General features: G+C 63.3%; 19 protein-coding genes and 1 riboswitch. Of the genes, 3 read left to right on the top strand and 16 right to left on the bottom strand.

What is annotated here, in order from left to right:
- Positions 1-219 precede the first annotated feature (219 nt).
- A complete protein-coding gene (locus L9O85_RS12170) occupies positions 220-1,089 on the top strand; it encodes an NAD(P)-dependent oxidoreductase (protein ID WP_301580164.1) in 870 nt (289 codons plus the stop codon).
- A 13-nt stretch (positions 1,090-1,102) separates the two neighbouring features.
- Complete coding sequence (gene gluQRS / locus L9O85_RS12165) at positions 1,103-2,008, top strand: tRNA glutamyl-Q(34) synthetase GluQRS (RefSeq protein WP_272867224.1); 906 nt, start codon at positions 1,103-1,105, stop codon at positions 2,006-2,008.
- Positions 2,009-2,052: 44 nt separating this feature from the next.
- Here gluQRS and L9O85_RS12160 read toward each other — a convergent pair whose 3' ends face one another.
- From L9O85_RS12160 to L9O85_RS12145, 4 genes are all read right to left on the bottom strand, one after another.
- On the bottom strand, positions 2,053-2,970 hold the full coding sequence (locus L9O85_RS12160) for an anti-sigma factor family protein (protein WP_050623549.1): 918 nt from the start codon (positions 2,968-2,970) through the stop codon (positions 2,053-2,055).
- Positions 2,960-3,463 carry an RNA polymerase sigma factor gene (locus L9O85_RS12155; protein ID WP_108980618.1) on the bottom strand — a complete coding sequence of 168 codons (504 nt, stop codon included), beginning with the start codon at positions 3,461-3,463 and terminating at the stop codon, positions 2,960-2,962. The genes L9O85_RS12160 and L9O85_RS12155 overlap by 11 nt, the downstream gene beginning before the upstream one ends.
- Positions 3,464-3,625: 162 nt before the next feature.
- Entirely contained in the window at positions 3,626-4,003 is a 378-nt protein-coding gene (locus L9O85_RS12150; RefSeq protein WP_050623551.1) for a metallopeptidase family protein, read from the bottom strand.
- Between the two features lie 84 nt (positions 4,004-4,087).
- Positions 4,088-4,867, bottom strand: coding sequence for a helix-turn-helix domain-containing protein (locus L9O85_RS12145; protein ID WP_301578743.1), 780 nt, complete (start codon positions 4,865-4,867; stop codon positions 4,088-4,090).
- Positions 4,868-5,126: 259 nt separating this feature from the next.
- On the opposite strand from L9O85_RS12145, the gene L9O85_RS12140 reads away from it, so the two are divergent.
- Entirely contained in the window at positions 5,127-6,152 is a 1,026-nt protein-coding gene (locus L9O85_RS12140; RefSeq protein ID WP_301578741.1) for an AEC family transporter, read from the top strand.
- 88 nt (positions 6,153-6,240) lie between these two features.
- Here the strand turns inward: L9O85_RS12140 and L9O85_RS12135 are convergent, their stop codons facing one another.
- The 12 genes from L9O85_RS12135 to purE form a co-directional block, all read right to left on the bottom strand.
- Positions 6,241-6,909, bottom strand: coding sequence for an HAD family hydrolase (locus tag L9O85_RS12135; protein WP_301578740.1), 669 nt, complete (start codon positions 6,907-6,909; stop codon positions 6,241-6,243).
- Positions 6,906-8,162 (bottom strand): phosphoribosylamine--glycine ligase, encoded by a 1,257-nt coding sequence (gene purD / locus L9O85_RS12130; protein ID WP_301578739.1) that lies wholly within the window; start codon positions 8,160-8,162, stop codon positions 6,906-6,908. The genes L9O85_RS12135 and purD overlap by 4 nt, the downstream gene beginning before the upstream one ends.
- A 29-nt stretch (positions 8,163-8,191) precedes the next feature.
- Positions 8,192-8,560 (bottom strand): four helix bundle protein, encoded by a 369-nt coding sequence (locus tag L9O85_RS12125; RefSeq protein ID WP_108980622.1) that lies wholly within the window; start codon positions 8,558-8,560, stop codon positions 8,192-8,194.
- Positions 8,561-8,589: 29 nt separating this feature from the next.
- Complete coding sequence (locus L9O85_RS12120) at positions 8,590-9,762, bottom strand: phosphoribosylaminoimidazolecarboxamide formyltransferase (protein WP_276756658.1); 1,173 nt, start codon at positions 9,760-9,762, stop codon at positions 8,590-8,592.
- An 18-nt stretch (positions 9,763-9,780) separates the two neighbouring features.
- Positions 9,781-10,521, bottom strand: a complete 741-nt coding sequence (locus L9O85_RS12115; protein ID WP_050623558.1) for an IMP cyclohydrolase — start codon at positions 10,519-10,521, stop codon at positions 9,781-9,783.
- Positions 10,508-10,744: a hypothetical protein gene (locus L9O85_RS12110; RefSeq protein ID WP_050623559.1), complete on the bottom strand. Its 237-nt coding sequence runs from the start codon at positions 10,742-10,744 to the stop codon at positions 10,508-10,510. The genes L9O85_RS12115 and L9O85_RS12110 overlap by 14 nt, the downstream gene beginning before the upstream one ends.
- 18 nt (positions 10,745-10,762) lie before the next feature.
- Positions 10,763-10,984: a hypothetical protein gene (locus tag L9O85_RS12105; protein WP_301578736.1), complete on the bottom strand. Its 222-nt coding sequence runs from the start codon at positions 10,982-10,984 to the stop codon at positions 10,763-10,765.
- A 58-nt stretch (positions 10,985-11,042) separates the two neighbouring features.
- Positions 11,043-11,123: riboswitch (ZMP/ZTP riboswitch) on the bottom strand.
- Between the two features lie 21 nt (positions 11,124-11,144).
- Positions 11,145-11,783 (bottom strand): phosphoribosylglycinamide formyltransferase, encoded by a 639-nt coding sequence (gene purN / locus L9O85_RS12100; RefSeq protein ID WP_108980626.1) that lies wholly within the window; start codon positions 11,781-11,783, stop codon positions 11,145-11,147.
- A gap of 147 nt (positions 11,784-11,930) precedes the next feature.
- The gene (gene purM / locus L9O85_RS12095) at positions 11,931-12,974 is read right to left on the bottom strand and encodes a phosphoribosylformylglycinamidine cyclo-ligase (RefSeq protein WP_277102786.1); all 1,044 of its coding nucleotides are present in this window, start codon (positions 12,972-12,974) and stop codon (positions 11,931-11,933) included.
- 215 nt (positions 12,975-13,189) lie between these two features.
- Positions 13,190-14,614, bottom strand: a complete 1,425-nt coding sequence (locus L9O85_RS12090; RefSeq protein ID WP_108980627.1) for an amidophosphoribosyltransferase — start codon at positions 14,612-14,614, stop codon at positions 13,190-13,192.
- Between the two features lie 248 nt (positions 14,615-14,862).
- Positions 14,863-15,573: a phosphoribosylaminoimidazolesuccinocarboxamide synthase gene (purC, locus tag L9O85_RS12085; RefSeq protein ID WP_108980628.1), complete on the bottom strand. Its 711-nt coding sequence runs from the start codon at positions 15,571-15,573 to the stop codon at positions 14,863-14,865.
- Positions 15,574-15,713: 140 nt separating this feature from the next.
- Positions 15,714-16,202 (bottom strand): 5-(carboxyamino)imidazole ribonucleotide mutase, encoded by a 489-nt coding sequence (purE, locus tag L9O85_RS12080; protein ID WP_108980629.1) that lies wholly within the window; start codon positions 16,200-16,202, stop codon positions 15,714-15,716.
- Between the last annotated feature and the right edge of the window lie 35 nt (positions 16,203-16,237).

Raw genomic sequence — 16,237 nt, 5'->3', positions numbered from 1 at the left:
CTTGAGACGGGCGTTTTATTGCATGCGGAACAAAAAAATCTGAAAGCGTCCGTACCCATAGGATATCTGTATTATAGCGGGAAAACCTCCTCCCCGCAAGGGGCGAAAATCTTCGGAGCCCCGCTCCAGCCGTCCAGGCAAAATGGGACCGCCCCCTTGTCTCGGGGGGAAAAGCGTGATATGCTGGACACATCTGAGACAGAAAAGGGGCGTACACACATGCAGACCATTGGATTTATCGGCACCGGCATCATGGGACAGGGGATGATCCGCAATTTGATGAAGGCGGGCTACCCGGTCCAGATCTACAACCGCACCCGGAGCAAGGCAGAGGCGCTGGAGCGGGAGGGAGCGGTCTGGAAGGACAGCGCCGCCCAGTGCGCCGCCGGCTGTGGGGTAGTCATCACCATCGTGGGCTATCCCCAGGACGTGGAGGAGGTCTATTTTGGCCCCGGGGGACTGCTGGAGTCCGCACAGCCCGGGACGGTGCTCATCGACATGACCACCACCAGCCCCAAGCTGGCCCAGCGCATCTATGACCAGGCCCGGGAGAGGGGGCTGGACGCCCTGGACGCCCCGGTGTCCGGGGGAAATACCGGCGCGGCCAACGGGACGCTGGCCATCATGGCCGGCGGCGATGAGGCCGTGTTCCAAAAGGTGCTGCCCGTGCTGGAGACCATGGGGGAGAACATCGTGCTGGAGGGAGGCCCGGGCGCGGGCCAGCACACCAAGATGGCCAACCAGATCGCCATCGCCGGGGCGCTGGCAGGGGTGTGCGAGGCGCTGACCTACGCCAAGCGGGCAGGCCTGGACCCGGCGCGGGTCTATGAGACCATCCGTACCGGAGCGGCCCGGAGCGGCCAGCTGGACATCATTGCCCCCAAGGTGCTCAACGAGGACTTTTCCGCCGCCTTCTATCTGCGGCATTTTGTAAAGGATATGGGGATCGCCAGCCAGGAGTGCCGGGACCGGGGCCTGGAGCTGGAGGTGCTGGAGCAGGTCCTGGCCGACTGCCGGCAGATTGAGGCGGAGGGCCATGGGGGTGAGGGGACCCAGGCCCTGATCCGCCACTACCCCTGGGCCGACTGAGGTGGGCGTGCCGGTGACAGGGCGCTTTGCTCCCAGCCCCAGCGGGCGGATGCACCTGGGCAATTTGTGGTCCTCTCTTCTGGCCTGGCTGGCCGCCCGCAGCGCGGGGGGAAGGATGGTGCTCCGGCTGGAGGACCTGGACCCGGACCGCTGCACCCAGGCGTGGTGTGACCAGGTGATGCGGGACCTGGAGTGGCTGGGGCTGGACTGGGACAACGAGCCGGTGTACCAGAGCCGGCGGACCCCGGCCTATGAGGCGGCCTTCCGGCAGCTGGAGGAGAAGAGGCTGGTCTATCCCTGCTTCTGCACCCGGGCGGAGCGGATGGCGGCTTCCGCCCCCCACCGCTCGGATGGACAGGCGGTGTATGACGGGCGGTGCCGGCGGCTGACGGCGGAACAGCGGGAGGATCTGGCCAGGCAGCGGAACCCCGCCTGGCGCTTGGCGGTGCCTGACCGTGCCAGCTCCTTCCGGGACCTGCTCCAGGGGATGTATGAGGAAAACCTGCTCCGGGACTGTGGAGACTTCATTCTGCGCCGGTCCGACGGGGTGTACGCCTACCAGCTGGCAGTGGTGGTGGACGACGCCTGGATGGGGGTGACCCAGGTGGTGCGGGGCAGCGATCTGCTCTCCTCCACCCCGCGGCAGCGGTATCTGCTGGAGCTGCTGGGCTGTCCCGCGCCGGAGTACGGCCATGTGCCCCTGCTGCTGGCCCCCGACGGCCGCCGCCTGGCCAAGCGGGACCGGGACCAGGAGCTGGGAGCCCTTCAGCAGCGGTTTACCGCCCGGGAGCTGGTGGGCCGGCTGGCCCATCTGGCGGGGCTGATCCCGGAGGCGGCCCCTGTATCCCCGGAGGAGCTGGTACCCCTGTTCGCCTGGGAGAAGCTGCCCCGGCGGGATATCGCCATGGAGCCCTGGTAAAAGAGGCGGCGGTCTCGTTTCGAGACCGCCGCCGTGCTCTCTGCTTACAGCAGGAAGAAGCGGACAAAGGCAAATCCGATGAGACCGATGAGGCCGATCAGGACGTAGAGGAGAAAACGCTCCGCCGTCCCGGTCCCGGCACCCCAGCTCTGATCGATCTCCGGGTCCTCATACTCCTGCGTGATGTCCTCCCCCTCCTGGTCCAGCAGGAGAAAAGAGTCGGGGAGGCGGACGTGCTCATCCGGGCCTGTCCCCAGGTCCAGCTCGTCCTTGGGGACAGCCAGGAGGAAGGTGTCCTCCTGCACCGGAAAGGTGACTGGGACCACCCGGTCCAGCCCCTGGGAGTCGTAGACCTCAAACTGGGCGGTGAAGCCATAGATCTCCCGGCAGCCCACCCCGGCGAAGAGCCAGAGGTCCTCGCTGCTATGGAGGAAGACCCCTCCGGTATAGGGGAAGGGGGAGTAGCTTGCGGAAACGAACTGATATTTTCCGTTGAGGCCCCGGTCCAGCTCCGCCACACCGTGGACGTTGTCCTCGCTGTCGGAGGTGAAGGACACATAGAGGGTGCCGTCCACCTCTGTGGCGGCCAGGGCCTCTATGGCGCAGCCCTCCAGATGATCGGTCCAGCCCAGATAGTCCTGGAGCCCCTGGGTGAGGGAGGGGAGGTCCCCACGCCAGTGGTACTCGCTGTCGTACACCAGAAAGATGAGGAGCAGGGCCACCACTGCCGACAGGACGGCGGCGATTAGCCGGGTGCGCTTCACCTTTTTTAGAAAGGCCAGAGCCCGCTTGGGGGCCCGCACCACCGGCAGGCTGGCCTGCATAGCCTCCCGGTGCCGGCGGCACTCCGGACACTCCTCCAGGTGGGCCTCCACCTGCCGGGTGGTCTCCTCCTCTGTCAGCCCCTCCAGGTAGGCGGGCAGCAGGTCCCGTACCACGCAGCAGTCCAGTTTATGTTCCATCCCTGTCACCTCCCATGATCCGAGCCAGCTCCTCTTTTCCCCGGTAGAACCGGACCCTGGCCCATACCTCGCTCCGGTCCAGGATGTCCCCGATGTCTCGGAAGGAGAAGTCACCGGCCAGCCGCAGATGGATGACCTCCCGGGTGTCCGGGTCCAGCTGCTGCATGGCCCGGTACAGGGCCAGCCGGCCCTCCCGCTGCTCCGTCTCCTGCGCTGGATCGTCGGGGGCGGCCTGACCGGCCAGGTGCTCCTCCTCCAGGGGAACGTTCCGCTTCCGCCGCTCCAGCTCCTTGTACCACAGCCGCTTGGCGATGGCGCACAGCCATACCTGAGGCGTGCAGTCCCCGCGGAAGGAGCCCAGCTGTCGGAGGGCCTGGCAGAAGGTCTCCTGGCACAGCTCCTCCGCCAGGTCAGCGTCCCGGCACAGGGAGAAGAGATAGCGGTACACCAGCTGGGCGTGCTGTTCATACAGGTCTTCACCCCGGTGGGCCATGACGGTCGCCTCCTTCCGTGTCCTTCTGTCTATTGGTCCCAGGGACGGGACATTCGTTACAGGATCTGAGCGGAAAATTTTGGAACGCGCCCAGGCTCCTGATGGGGGACGGCCTTTTAGATATCAGAGAGGGGGCCGGCGTCCGCCGGCCCCCTCCGTCTGCTATGTGTCGCCGTAGATCTCCCGGGCCTGACGGAGAAATTCGGCGTCTTTGTCATCTAGGGCGTGAAGGCCGGCCGTCTCCTCCATGTGGTGGGTGAACTCGTGAGCCACCGTGGCGAAGAGCTCATCCTTCCACCCCTCCTCGTCCTCCTCCGGGAGCAAGGCGGCAAAGGAGCCGTAGTATAGGACGATGTACCGGCCCAGCATATCATGGCAGTATTCCCCCATGATGTACATCTCACCGGGGGGAAAATCAGGGTCAGGCAGGGCCTCCTCCTCCAGCTGGATGCCGCCGTCCAGCTCCTCAAAGAAGGCGTCGGGGAATTCCCCGGCGATCTCCTCCAGCCAGTCCCCCATCTGCTCGTAAGTCGGTATCATAGGCCGCTCCTGTCCCCGGGGAGGGGCTGCCCAGCCCGGTAGATTTGGGACCATGATACCACGGGCGCCGGGGAAAAACAAGGGTCAGACTCCCAGGGCGAGGGAGATGAGCAGGTCCTGGAGCCATACAGGGGCTGCAGCGGCGGCCTGGCGGATGGCGGCCGTCACCGCGGCGGGGTCGGCCCCCGGGCCGAAGGTGAGAGCGCCGGAGGCGGCCTGGCTCCCGATGGCCAGGGGAGCGGAGGCGGAGCCGCCGATGGCGATCTGGGTGCCCACCGCCCCGCCGCCCACTGCGTAGGCACCGAAGGAACCGCCTCCCACGGACAGCAGGCCGATGGCCCCGCCGCCCAGGGCGGCCAGTCCCACCGCACAGGCCCCAATGGCGATGCCGCCCACGGACATCCCGCCCAGGGCCAGCAGCAGGCCCAGGGAGACCCCGCCCAGGCTGAACAGTCCCAGGGAGATGCCGCCCAGGGCGAAGAGCCCAACCGCCACGTTGCCCACGGCGAAGATCCCCTTGGCCACGCCGAAGCCCCGATCCCCCAGACGGACGTGGACCAGAGGCAGGCCGAACAGGGTGCGCTGGCTCTTATACTCATAGTGCCAGCGAGGGTAATAGTTGTGGTTGATAATGGTGGTGGGGACTTCCTGGGCATAGGGCTCCGACTCCCGGCCGGTGACTAGATAGTCCAGCGTGACATTGAAATATCGGGCCAGGGCGGCCAGGTTGTCCATGTCCGGCCGGCTGCTGCCGGCCTCCCATTTCTGGACCGCCTGCCGGGTCACCCCCAGCAGATCGGCCAGCCCCTCCTGACTCAGCCCTGCTTTTTTCCGCAGCTCATAGAGACGGTTTTGAAATTCCATAGGGACTCCTCCTGGATCAAGTGATAAGACCGGCCGGCACGCCCCGGCGGCAAGAAGACCTTAGCAAAAAGAGGCAGACAGGGCAACCAAAAGAGGCATACAATTTGACAACTAACGGTTGCATCCGGGATTTTTTCAACTTTTTGGTCCAAAAACGGGAAAAGAGACAGACGTCCGCCGGGGCTTATCTTACCACAGCACACCGGGCTTGACAAGCGCGGTGGGCGGACAGAGCACGGGGAAAGGATTGACAAACACGATGCGGACCGCTAGACTGGGGAAGATGAAGTCCCGGGTGCTGGCGGCCCCGTGGCGTGAGATCGGGAGGAGAGCGCGGATGGAAATGAGCTGGCTGCTGGTGCAGCAGATCGCCAGCATGGTGCTGATGGGTCTGGCCGGCTATGGTGTGGGAAAACTGAAGCTGATCACAGGGGAGCAGAGCCGGGTGCTCTCCTGCATGTGTATCTATCTGGCGGTGCCGTGCAGCCTGATGACCTCCTTCAACACGGCCATGGAGGCGGACAAGCTGACCGGCCTGCTGCTGGCCCTGGGGGCGGCAGTGCTGCTCCACCTGCTCTACCTGGCGCTCAATGGCTTGATGAACCGGAGCGGGCACGGACTTGCCCCGGAGGAGCAGGCGTCCGTGATCTACAACAATGCAGGCAACCTGATCCTGCCCATGGTAATGGCCATTCTGGGGCAGGAGTATGTGATCTACACCAGCGTCTATATCCTGGTGCAGAACATCCTGATGTGGACCCATGGCCAGAAGCTGATGGGGGGTGCCCAGCAGTTTGATTGGAAAAAGATCGTGACCACACCCGCCATCGCCGCCATCCTGGCGGGACTGGCGCTGTTCATCACCGGGCTGCGCCTGCCGGGGCCTCTGGTCACCGCCATGGAGGGGCTGGGCAGCTGCATGGCACCCCTGAGCATGCTGGTGATCGGGATCTTGTTTTCTGAGCTGGACCTGAAGCGGGTGCTCTGTCAGGGGCGCATCTACTGGGTGGCGGGGCTGCGTCTGCTGGTCTACCCCCTGCTCTCCATGGTGGTGCTCCTGGCCCTGCGGGTGCTGTGGCCCCACAGCGACGGGGACAACGTGCTGCTGGTCAGCCTTCTGTGCGCCATTGGGCCGGCGGCCTCCGCCATTACTCAGATGGCCCAGCTCTACCACAACCCCAACAGTGGGTATGTCTCTTCCATCAATGTGCTCACCACCCTGCTGTGCGCGGTGACCATGCCGGTGATGGTACTGCTGTTTCAGCTGGGACTGGACCTGCTGTGAGCAGAGGGCCGGGGCTTTTCCGGAGACCTGAGATCAGAAAAAAGCGCCTGGACCTCCTTTCTCAGAGGTCCAGGCGTATCTTTTTGGTTCAGTCCAGCTCCTTTGCCAGACGGTCCCGCAGCTGGAGCAGGGAGTCGAAGCGCCCCCAGAGGAGGGGCTCCAGCTCAGGAGTGGGGGGCAGCAGGTCGGGGACCATGGCCACCCGCATCCCCGCCCGGGAGGCGGAGAGGATGCCGTTTCGGGAGTCCTCCACCGCCACAGTGCGCTCCGGGGTGCTCCCCAGGGCCCTGCAGGCCATAAGGTAGATCTCCGGGTCAGGCTTGCTGTGCGCCACCTGATCCCCGGTGATGATGGCGGAAAAACAGGGACCCAGGCCGGTCATCTCCATCCGCCGCTCTGTCCGGGGGCGGCCGGTGGAGGTGGCCAGGGCGGTGGGGACGCCCCGGCTCCGCAGCAGCTCCAGCACCTCCCCCACGCCGGGCTTCATAGGGACGCCCTCCGTCTCCATCCGGGCCTGGGAGCGGGCGGAACAGGCCGCCATAAATGCGTCCTTGGGAAACTCCGCCCCAAAGAGATCTTCCATTTTCTGAAAAATGTCGGCACGGTTCTGGCCCACGAACTCCAGATAGGCTTCTCCCACCTGGGGCCAGCCCATTTCCCGGCTGACGGCCAGCCAGGTCTGCTGGGTGAGACGCTCGGTGTCGAACAGCACCCCGTCTACATCAAAGACGACGCCTTCTATCTTCAAGCCGGTCATACCTTCCCAATGTCCGTGCGGAAGTGCATGTCCTGGAAGGAGATGGGTTTGCAGGCGGCGTAGGCCTTTTCGATGGCTTCCTCCAGGTCTCCGCCCACGGCAGTCACTCCCAGCACCCGGCCGCCGGCGGTGAGGACGGTCCCGTCCTCACCCAGCTTGGTGCCGGCGTGGAACACCGTGGCCAGCTTTCCGGCTGCCTCCAGACCGGAGATGGGGTAGCCGCTCTGGTACTTCACCGGGTAGCCGCCTGAGGCCAGCACGATACAGCAGGAGGCGCCGGGCTTCCAGCGGATGTCCATCTGGTCCAGGGTGCCGTCCACACAGGCTTGGAAAATGTCCATCAGATCGGTGTCCAGCATGGACAAGAGGGGCTGGGTCTCCGGGTCGCCGAAGCGGGCGTTGTACTCCACCACCTTGGGGCCGTCCTGAGTGAGCATCAGGCCGAAGTAGATGACTCCCTTGAAGGGCCTGCCCTCCGCCTTCATGGCGGCCACTGTGGGCAGGAAGATCTCCTTCATGCAGCGCTCGGCGATCTCCGGGGTGTACTTGGGGGAGGGGCAGAAGGCGCCCATGCCGCCGGTGTTGGGGCCCTGATTGCCGTCGTAGGCCCGCTTGTGGTCCTGGCTGGACAGCATGGGGACCAGGTGCTCCCCGTCGCAGAAGGCCAGCACAGTCACCTCGGGACCCACCATGCACTCCTCGATGACCACGGTGGAGCCGGAGGCACCGAATTTGTGGTCCTGCATCATGGAACGCACGGCCTCCTCGGCCTCCTCCACAGTGGCGGCCACCACCACGCCCTTGCCCAGGGCAAGGCCGTCCGCCTTCACCACGATGGGGGCCCCCTGCGCCCGGACATAGGCCAGGGCTCCATCCATATCGGTGAAAGTTTCGTATTTGGCGGTGGGGATGTGGTACTTCTTCATCAGCTCTTTGGAGAAAGCCTTGCTGGCCTCAATGACAGCGGCGTTGGCCCGGGGGCCGAAGGCGGGGATCCCCGCCGCCTCCAGGGCGTCCACCATGCCCAGGGCCAGGGGGTCGTCCGGGGCCACCATGACGAAGTCCATCGCGTGCTCCTTGGCCCAGGCCACCATGGCCTCCACGTCCGTGGCCTTGATGGGCACGCACTGGGCCACCTGGGCGATGCCCCCGTTGCCAGGGGCGCAGTACAGCTCGGTCACCTTGGGACTCTGAGCCAGCTTCCAGCAGATGGCGTGCTCACGGCCGCCTCCGCCGACGACTAATGCCTTCATAAAAACACGACCTTTCAGCAAGTTAGGAATTAGAAGTTAGGAATTGTTCCGTCACGGACAGACTTTGTGATGGAGGAGAGCAGTTTTCTCAATTCTTCGCAGTCCGAATGGAGAGAGTCATATTCAGTGCGGGAAATGTAGTCGCAGGAATAGAGCAGTTCCAGCCAGTAGAGAGTCTCCGCACATTCCTTCAAGGCAATGTACAGTTTATTTAAGAAGTCCTTCCGGCTGCTTCCGTACTGAGCCTCTGCGATATTAGCGCCAATGCTGGTGCCGCTGCGCAGCATCTGCTTGGAGAGGACATATTCCTTCTTCTCCTCCGATAAATATCGGTAAGCAAAGACAATGCGCTTGGCAAAAGCAAGGCTTTTGGGCATCAGGATACGTTCGCTGCTCATAAATTCCTAACTCCTCATTCCTAATTGAATTAGTGGTGGAACAGCCGAATCCCGGTAAACGCCATGACCATGCCGTACTTGTTGGCGGTGGCGATGACCTGATCGTCCCGGATGGAGCCGCCGGGCTGGGCGATGTACTGCACGCCGGACTTCCGGGCCCGCTCTACGTTGTCCCCAAAGGGGAAGAAAGCGTCGGAGCCCACAGTGACCCCGGACATCTGGGCGATCCAGGCGGCCTTCTCCTCGGCGGTGAGCACCTCGGGCTTCACCTGGAAGGTGTTCTGCCATACGCCCTCGGCCAGCACGTCCTCGTACTCGTCGGAGATATACAGGTCGATGGCGTTGTCCCGGTCGGGGCGGCGGATGTTGTCCACGAACTGGAGGCCCAGGACCTTGGGATGCTGGCGCAGCCACCAGATGTCCGCCTTGCTGCCCGCCAGTCGGGTGCAGTGGATGCGGCTCTGCTGGCCGGCGCCCACGCCGATGGTCATGCCGTCCTTCACATAGCACACGGAGTTGGACTGGGTGTACTTCAGGGTGATGAGGGAGAGGAGCATGTCGTGCTTGGCCTGCTGGGGCAGGTCTTTGTTCTCGGTGACGATGTTCTGGAGCATCTCCTCGCTGATATCCAGGCTGTTGTATCCCTGTTCGAAGGTGATGCCGAAGATATTGCGGCGCTCGATGGGGGCGGGCTCATAATTGGGGTCGATCTCAACCACATTATAGCCTCCCTTGCGCTTGGCTTTCAAGATATCCAGGGCCTCGTCGGTATAGCCCGGGGCGATGACGCCGTCGGATACCTCAGCAGCCAGGAAGCGGGCGGTATCCCCGTCGCACACATCGGACAGGGCGGCCCAGTCTCCGAAGGAGCACAGCCGGTCGGCCCCCCGGGCCCGGATATAGGCGCAGGCGATGGGGGACAGCTCTCCCTCCGGGGCAAAGTAGATGCGCCGCTCTACGTCGCTGAGGGGCAGGCCCAGGGCGGCCCCGGCGGGGGAGACGTGCTTGAAGGAGGCGGCGGCGGGCAGGCCGGTGGCCTTTTTGAGGGCCTTCACCAGCTGCCAGGAGTTCAGGGCGTCCATGAAGTTGATATACCCCGGACGGCCGTTGAGCACCTTCAGGGGCAGATCGCCCTCCTCCATGAAGATGCGGGCGGGCTTCTGGTTGGGGTTACATCCGTATTTCAGTTCCAGTTCTGTCATGATCTGCACCTCTTTTTCTCAGTTTGGGACTTTGGAGGCGGCGTGGGCCTGCTCTCCGTGCTTGTTGAGGATGACGGTCTCACGCTCCCCGGTGGCCAGGTGGATATACTGCACAAACAGGGACACCTTGTTGTCCTCATTCAGGCTGGCCCACACCTGACTGGCCAGGGTCTCAGCGTCAGGGGCGGAGACAGACACCCGGCGGGGCTCCCCCTCAAAGGAAGGGAGAGGTTCGGCATTCTCCTGGTAGGTGTGGATGAAGCGGCCCTCCCCAGCCAGGGGGGCGTCGTACTCATAGAAGTAGCGGTGGCTGCAGGCGGGGTCACCGTCGGCGGATTTCAGGATGGACAGGCAGAAGGAGCCGTCCTGGTCCACCACGCCGGAGATGCGGGGGGTATAGTTGGGGCCGTCGGGCTCATAGCACCGGGTGCGCAGGGCGTCGATGTAGCTCTTGCCCGCCAGCAGGCTGTCCCGGATGGTGTCGGTCTGGTCTCCGTTGGTGACCACCGTCACCTCCCCCACCTGGCGCACCGGGTGGTAGATGATAAGGGAGGGGTCCACCATCTTGCTCTCGTCATAGGCCCGGGTGCGGATACCGTCCCCGGTGGCCTCAAAGATGCGGTTACGGCTGTTCCCGCTGCGGCCCATGATGAAGTAGATGATGACCGCCTTCTGGCCATCGGCGGAGCGGCCCAGGACGATGCCACGGCCGGGGTAGGGGTGAGCTTGCAGGAGTTCATTTATATCAAGAATTTTCATGGGGATCCTCCTTGTTGTCCTCATTTGTGGATGATGGGGGAGACTTGTGATACCATGTGAGATAGCGGGACCCCAGGTGGATGAGCAGGGGGACCGCTCCTGCCAGCGTGAACAGCAGGCCAAAAAGACTGTAGAAATCACTGTAATCCAGGCTGCTGACGACCAGAAGCAGGGCTCCGCCCAGAAGCAGAAAGCCGGAGGCGAGAATGGTCTTGGCGGACATGAGATGCTCCTTTCTTTCTCATTTGGGGTCCTGATCTTGTGTAAATGTGTGGGTCCTGCGATACCAGGACCAAAAATCACGCCACAGGCAGAGCAGCAGCGGAATCACCCCCAGCAGGACAAAAATCAGGCTGAGCAAAGGGATGAAGTAGCTCAGCCAGCCGAGCGCAGCCGCCCAATAGGGCAGGAAGATCCCGCCCAGGAGCAGAAAGCCGGAGGCAAGGATGGTCTGGATGGACATGAGGGTGCTCCTTTCTTTCTCATACAGCGGCAAAAAGGGCGCACCGCGTTTCGGAAAACGGGTGCGCCCAGACGGTCGGCATGGTCCACAACGATGCTCCCTGTGGTCCATTCCACTTCCGTCAGTTACACCGCGTGTTTGATCTTTGTGTGGAGGCGTATTACAGGCAGTCCAAGATGCGGACCGCCCGGCCCTCCACCTTCAGCCGGTCCTGGCAGAAGAGGGAGACGGCCTGAGGCAGCAGCTTCCACTCGCACTGCTCCATGATGCGCCGCTGGAGGACCTCCGGCGTGTCGCCGGGCAGCACCTCAGCTGCCTTTTGCAGGATGATGGGGCCGGCGTCACACTCCTCCGTGACAAAGTGGACGGTGGCACCAGAGATCTTTACCCCGTATTCCAGAGCCTTCTCGTGGACATGGAGGCCATAGCAGCCCACTCCGCAGAAGGAGGGGATGAGGGAGGGGTGGATATTGATGACGGCGTTGGGGTAGGCCTGGAACAGCTCCTCCGTGAGGATGGTCATAAAGCCGGCCATGACCACCAGATCGGCCCCTACCGTCTCCCGCAGCAGGCGGGTCAGGGCGGCAGTGTAGCCGCGGCTGTCGGAGAAGTCCCGCCGGGGGAGCACATAGCCGGGGATGCCGGCGTTCTTGGCACGCTCCAGGGCGAAGGCGTCCGGAGTGGAGGAGATGACGGCGGAGATCCGGCCATTCACCAGCTCTCCCCGCCCCTGGGCGTCGATCAGGGCCTGCAGATTGGTCCCGCCGCCGGAGACCAGGACGGCGATACGTTTGGACATAGCGAACCTCCGAGTGAGTTAGGAATTAGAAAGTTAGGGATTAAGAATTTGGAATGGATGGAGTGCGCCTGGGGCGCACGGTTTGAAATCGGTCCGGCGGAGCCGGAGACACAATTCCCAACTCCTCATTTCTCATTCCTAATGTGATCAGACCAGCTCCACGCCGGCCTCGCCGGGGATGACGCGGCCGATTTGATAGGCGGTCTCACCGGCCCCCTTCAGAACGGACAGAGCCTGCTCGGCCTGCTCTGCGGGCAGGGCCAGGATCATGCCGATGCCCATATTGTAGGTGTTGTACATGTCCCGCTCCGGGATGTCCCCGGTCTTCTGGATCAGATCGAAGATGGGCAGGCGGGGGAAGGTGCTCAGGTCGATCTGGGCGGTGAGCCCCTGGGTCATCATCCGGGGCACATTCTCATAGAAACCGCCGCCGGTGATGTGACTGACGGCATGGATGTCCACCCCGGCCCTCAGCAGGGCCTTCACCGATCTTACATAGATGCGGGTGGGGGCCAGCAGGGCCTCGCCCAGGCTCTTGCCGCCCAGATCCTCACGGGGCGTCTTCAGGTCGGCGTGCTCCACGTCAAACACCTTCCGCACAAGGGAGAAGCCGTTGGAGTGGACCCCAGAGGAGGCCAGGCCGATGAGCACATCCGCCTCGCTCAGGCGTCTGCCGTCAATGATCTTTTCCTCGTCTACCAGCCCGACGGAGAAGCCGGCCAGGTCGTACTCCTCCTCGGGGTAGAAGCCGGGCATCTCTGCGGTCTCGCCACCCACCAAGGCACACTCCGCCTGGCGGCAGCCCTCGGTGATGCCGGAGACGATGTCCGCGATGCGCCCGGGGTAGTTCTTGCCGCAGGCGATGTAGTCCAGGAAGAAGAGGGGGGCAGCGCCGCCGCAGATGATATCGTTGACACACATGGCCACGCAGTCGATGCCCACGGTGTCATGCTTATCCATCAGGAAGGCCAGCTTCAGCTTGGTACCCACGCCATCGGTGCCGGACACCAGCACAGGCTTCTTCATGCCGGTCAGATCAGGGGCAAACATGCCGCCGAAGCCGCCCAGGGTGCCCATCACCCCGGGGATATAGGTGGACTCCACCATGGGCTTGATGCGCTCCACCGCCTCATATCCGGCGGTGACGTCCACCCCGGCGGCGGCGTAGGACTCCGAATGGGAGTTTTTCATCTTAAAAACCTCCAAATCACTGTGTTAAAGCCTCGCAGACTTTCCGCCGAAAGCGGAAAGGACAACAAAGAGTCCGCAGGCGAATCCATTTCGCCGCAGGACATCATGACCCCTGGCCGTGGCGGCCAGGGCCGCCTTTCCTGTGGAAAGGCGAGGGGATATCGACGGGGAAGCGACGTTGCGTCCAGGGGGGACATCGCCCCCCTGGAGGGGCCTTATTCCCTGCCGTTCCAGCAGTAGGTGCAAACCTTGTCCCGGTCCAGGCCGATGGACTCCAGCAGTCCCTCCAGGGACTGGTAGCCCAGGGAGTCGAAGCCCAGCTTCTCGCAGATGGCCTTCAGCATGCACTGGCCCCGCTCAGTATGTACGTCGGCGTACTCCTCCAGATGCTGCTGCCCCTCATCCCCCTCCAGCTCCTGGATGGTGCGGCGGGCCAGCAGGTCCATGTCGGAGTTGCCCCGGGAGAAGTTCAGATACTTGCAGCTGTGCATGATGGGGGGGCAGGCGGAGCGCATATGGACCTCCTCCGCGCCGGACTCATAGAGGAATTCCACGGTCTCCCGCAGCTGGGTGCCCCGGACGATGGAGTCGTCCACAAAGAGGAGCTTTTTGCCCTCGATGAGCTCAGGCACCGGGATCTGCTTCATCTTGGCCACCTGCTTGCGGACATCCTGATTGGTGGGCATGAAGGAGCGGGGCCAGGTGGGGGTGTACTTGACGAAGGGGCGGGCAAAGGGCTTGCCGCTGCGGTTGGCAAAGCCGATGGCGTGGGGGACGCCGGAGTCAGGCACCCCGGCCACATAGTCCACCTTGGGCAGCTGGCCCCGGGCCACCTCGTCCCGGGCCATGATCTCCCCGTTGCGGTAGCGCATGACCTCTACATTGATCCCCTCGTAGTTGGAGTTGGGATAGCCGTAGTAGGTCCACAGGAAGCCGCAGATCTTCATCTCCTGGCCGGCGGGGGAGAGGGTCTCGAAGCCGTCAGCGGTGATGCGGACAATCTCACGGGGGCCCAGCTCGTAGGCGTCGTGGTAGTCCAGCTTGTGGTAGGCAAAGGACTCGAAGGAGACACAGCAGCCGCTGTCGTTCTGCCCCACCAGGACCGGCAGACGGCCGAGCCGGTCCCGGGCGGCGATGATCTCACCCTGCTCTGTAAGGAGCAGCAGGGTGAGGGAGCCATCGATCTCCTCCTGGGCGTGCAGGATGCCGGAGACCAGGTCATCCTTCTGGTTGATGAGGGCAGCGGCCAGCTCGGTGGAGTTGACCTTTCCGGAGCTCATGGCCATAAACTGATGGCCGTGGTCGGAAAAATACCGCTGGATCAGCTCCTCGGCGTTGTTGATGATGCCCACCGTGGTGATGGCGTACAGTCCCAGGTGGGACCGTACCAGCAGGGGCTGGGGGTCAGTGTCGCTGATGCAGCCGATGCCGCTGCACCCGTGGAAATCGGACAGATCCTTCTCAAACTTGGTGCGGAAGGGGGTGTTTTCAATGGAGTGGATCTGCCGCTGGAACCCATCTTTGGCGTCATGGATGATCATGCCGCCCCGCCGGGTGCCCAGGTGGGAGTGATAGTCCACTCCAAAGAAGATATCCAGGGTCACATCCTGGTGTGAAACTGCGCCAAAAAAGCCGCCCATGTGGTCCTCCTAAAAAATTTAGAGTGAAGAGTTGCGCGTGGAGAAAAGGGAAAGAGGAGAACATACTCCCTCGCTCCCCACCCCCTGCGCCTGCCCAGGGAGATCTATTTCCTGTATTTGCGGATCAAAAGCCAGGCCAGGGTCCCCGCGCCCAGGATCAGCAGCGCCAGGAGCAGAAGGACTGGCCCCGGAGAGCCGGTCACGATTACGGCAGTGGGACCGTCCGCTGAACCGATGATCCCCAAGGCTTATTTCCCCATCAGGCGGCGGGCCATCTCCTGGTAGGCGCCCTCCACGTTGCCCAGGTCCCGGCGGAAGCGGTCCTTGTCCAGCTTCTCCCCGGTCTTGGAGTCCCAGAAGCGGCAGGTGTCGGGGCTGATCTCGTCGGCCAGCACGATGGTTCCGTCAGAGGTCTTGCCAAATTCCAGCTTGAAGTCCACCAGGGTGACACCGCACTCGGCCAGGGTCTTCTTCAGGAAGTCATTGACCTGGAAGGCGTACTTCTTGATGGTGTCGATCTCGTCCCAGGTGGCCAGCTTCAGGGCTACGGCGTGGTAGTCGTTGATGAGGGGATCGTGCAGGTCGTCGTTCTTATAGGAGAACTCGATGGTGGGGGCGTCGAACACGATGCCCTCCTCCACGCCGTAGCGCTTGGCGAAGGAGCCAGCGGAGATGTTGCGGATGATGACCTCCAGGGGGACGATGGTCACCTTCTTCACCACGGTCTCCCGCTCGCTCAGCTCCTCCACAAAGTGGGTGGGCACGCCGGCCTTCTCCAGCTGGCCCATCAGGTAGTTGGTCATCTGGTTGTTGATGGCCCCCTTGCCGGTGATGGTGCCCTTTTTCAGACCGTCAAAGGCGGTGGCGTCATCCTTGTAGGACACGATGACCAGACCCGGGTCCTCGGTGGAATAGACCTTCTTGGCCTTGCCCTCATACAGCTGCTCGACTTTCTTCATAGTAGACCGTCCTTTCTTTTTCTCAAAAATCTAGTTGATCGGGAAGCAGAGACCTGCTTGAGATTAGGAGTTGAAGAGAGGTGCTGGGGTGCCTAAAATGCGCGCGCAGCGCGCTCCATCACTCCGATTTCCTGTCTGGATCAAAGCTCTGCCTGGAGCTTGGCCTCCTTGGCGGCGATCTGCTCCGCCATCTTCTCCCGGGCGGCGTCCAGCTTGGCGGCCAGCACATCGTCGGAGACGGAAAGGATCTGGGCGGCCAGCACAGCGGCGTTCTTAGCCCCGTTGATGGCCACAGTGGCCACGGGGATGCCGCTGGGCATCTGCACGGTGGCCAGCAGGGCATCCAGGCCGTCCATGGCGCCCCCCTTCATGGGGATACCGATGACGGGCAGGGTGGAGTTCCCGGCGAAGGCCCCCGCCAGGTGGGCGGCCATGCCGGCGGCGCAGATGAGCACGCCGAAGCCGTTGGCCCGGGCACCCCGGGCGAACTCGGCGGCAGCGGCGGGGGTGCGGTGGGCACTGAGGATGTGGGCCTCATAGGGGATGCCGAACTCCTTCAGCTGGGCGCAGGCCCCCTGGACCACCGGCCAGTCAGAATCAGAGCCCATAATGACAGCGACTTTCTTCATAAAAAACTCTCCTTTCAGGATCCCGGCCGGGGGAC

This window comes from Lawsonibacter asaccharolyticus (assembly GCF_022453915.1).
Classification (GTDB): domain Bacteria; phylum Bacillota; class Clostridia; order Oscillospirales; family Oscillospiraceae; genus Lawsonibacter; species Lawsonibacter asaccharolyticus.
This window is presented reverse-complemented; position numbering and strand designations above follow the sequence as displayed.

What these genes read in the sequence shown, in the direction of transcription:
- L9O85_RS12135 (WP_301578740.1), bottom strand. Translation starts at nt 6,909, where the DNA reads ATGACCGGCTTGAAGATAGAAGGCGTCGTCTTTGATGTAGACGGGGTG.
- L9O85_RS12105 (WP_301578736.1), bottom strand. Translation starts at nt 10,984, where the DNA reads ATGTCCATCCAGACCATCCTTGCCTCCGGCTTTCTGCTCCTGGGCGGG.
- purM (WP_277102786.1), bottom strand. Translation starts at nt 12,974, where the DNA reads ATGAAAAACTCCCATTCGGAGTCCTACGCCGCCGCCGGGGTGGACGTC.
- L9O85_RS12125 (WP_108980622.1), bottom strand. Translation starts at nt 8,560, where the DNA reads ATGAGCAGCGAACGTATCCTGATGCCCAAAAGCCTTGCTTTTGCCAAG.
- L9O85_RS12150 (WP_050623551.1), bottom strand. Translation starts at nt 4,003, where the DNA reads ATGATACCGACTTACGAGCAGATGGGGGACTGGCTGGAGGAGATCGCC.
- purC (WP_108980628.1), bottom strand. Translation starts at nt 15,573, where the DNA reads ATGAAGAAAGTCGAGCAGCTGTATGAGGGCAAGGCCAAGAAGGTCTAT.
- L9O85_RS12140 (WP_301578741.1), top strand. Translation starts at nt 5,127, where the DNA reads ATGCGGACCGCTAGACTGGGGAAGATGAAGTCCCGGGTGCTGGCGGCC.
- L9O85_RS12110 (WP_050623559.1), bottom strand. Translation starts at nt 10,744, where the DNA reads ATGTCCGCCAAGACCATTCTCGCCTCCGGCTTTCTGCTTCTGGGCGGA.
- L9O85_RS12155 (WP_108980618.1), bottom strand. Translation starts at nt 3,463, where the DNA reads ATGGCCCACCGGGGTGAAGACCTGTATGAACAGCACGCCCAGCTGGTG.
- purN (WP_108980626.1), bottom strand. Translation starts at nt 11,783, where the DNA reads ATGTCCAAACGTATCGCCGTCCTGGTCTCCGGCGGCGGGACCAATCTG.
- L9O85_RS12115 (WP_050623558.1), bottom strand. Translation starts at nt 10,521, where the DNA reads ATGAAAATTCTTGATATAAATGAACTCCTGCAAGCTCACCCCTACCCC.
- L9O85_RS12090 (WP_108980627.1), bottom strand. Translation starts at nt 14,614, where the DNA reads ATGGGCGGCTTTTTTGGCGCAGTTTCACACCAGGATGTGACCCTGGAT.
- purE (WP_108980629.1), bottom strand. Translation starts at nt 16,202, where the DNA reads ATGAAGAAAGTCGCTGTCATTATGGGCTCTGATTCTGACTGGCCGGTG.
- L9O85_RS12170 (WP_301580164.1), top strand. Translation starts at nt 220, where the DNA reads ATGCAGACCATTGGATTTATCGGCACCGGCATCATGGGACAGGGGATG.
- L9O85_RS12160 (WP_050623549.1), bottom strand. Translation starts at nt 2,970, where the DNA reads ATGGAACATAAACTGGACTGCTGCGTGGTACGGGACCTGCTGCCCGCC.
- purD (WP_301578739.1), bottom strand. Translation starts at nt 8,162, where the DNA reads ATGAAGGCATTAGTCGTCGGCGGAGGCGGCCGTGAGCACGCCATCTGC.
- L9O85_RS12145 (WP_301578743.1), bottom strand. Translation starts at nt 4,867, where the DNA reads ATGGAATTTCAAAACCGTCTCTATGAGCTGCGGAAAAAAGCAGGGCTG.
- L9O85_RS12120 (WP_276756658.1), bottom strand. Translation starts at nt 9,762, where the DNA reads ATGACAGAACTGGAACTGAAATACGGATGTAACCCCAACCAGAAGCCC.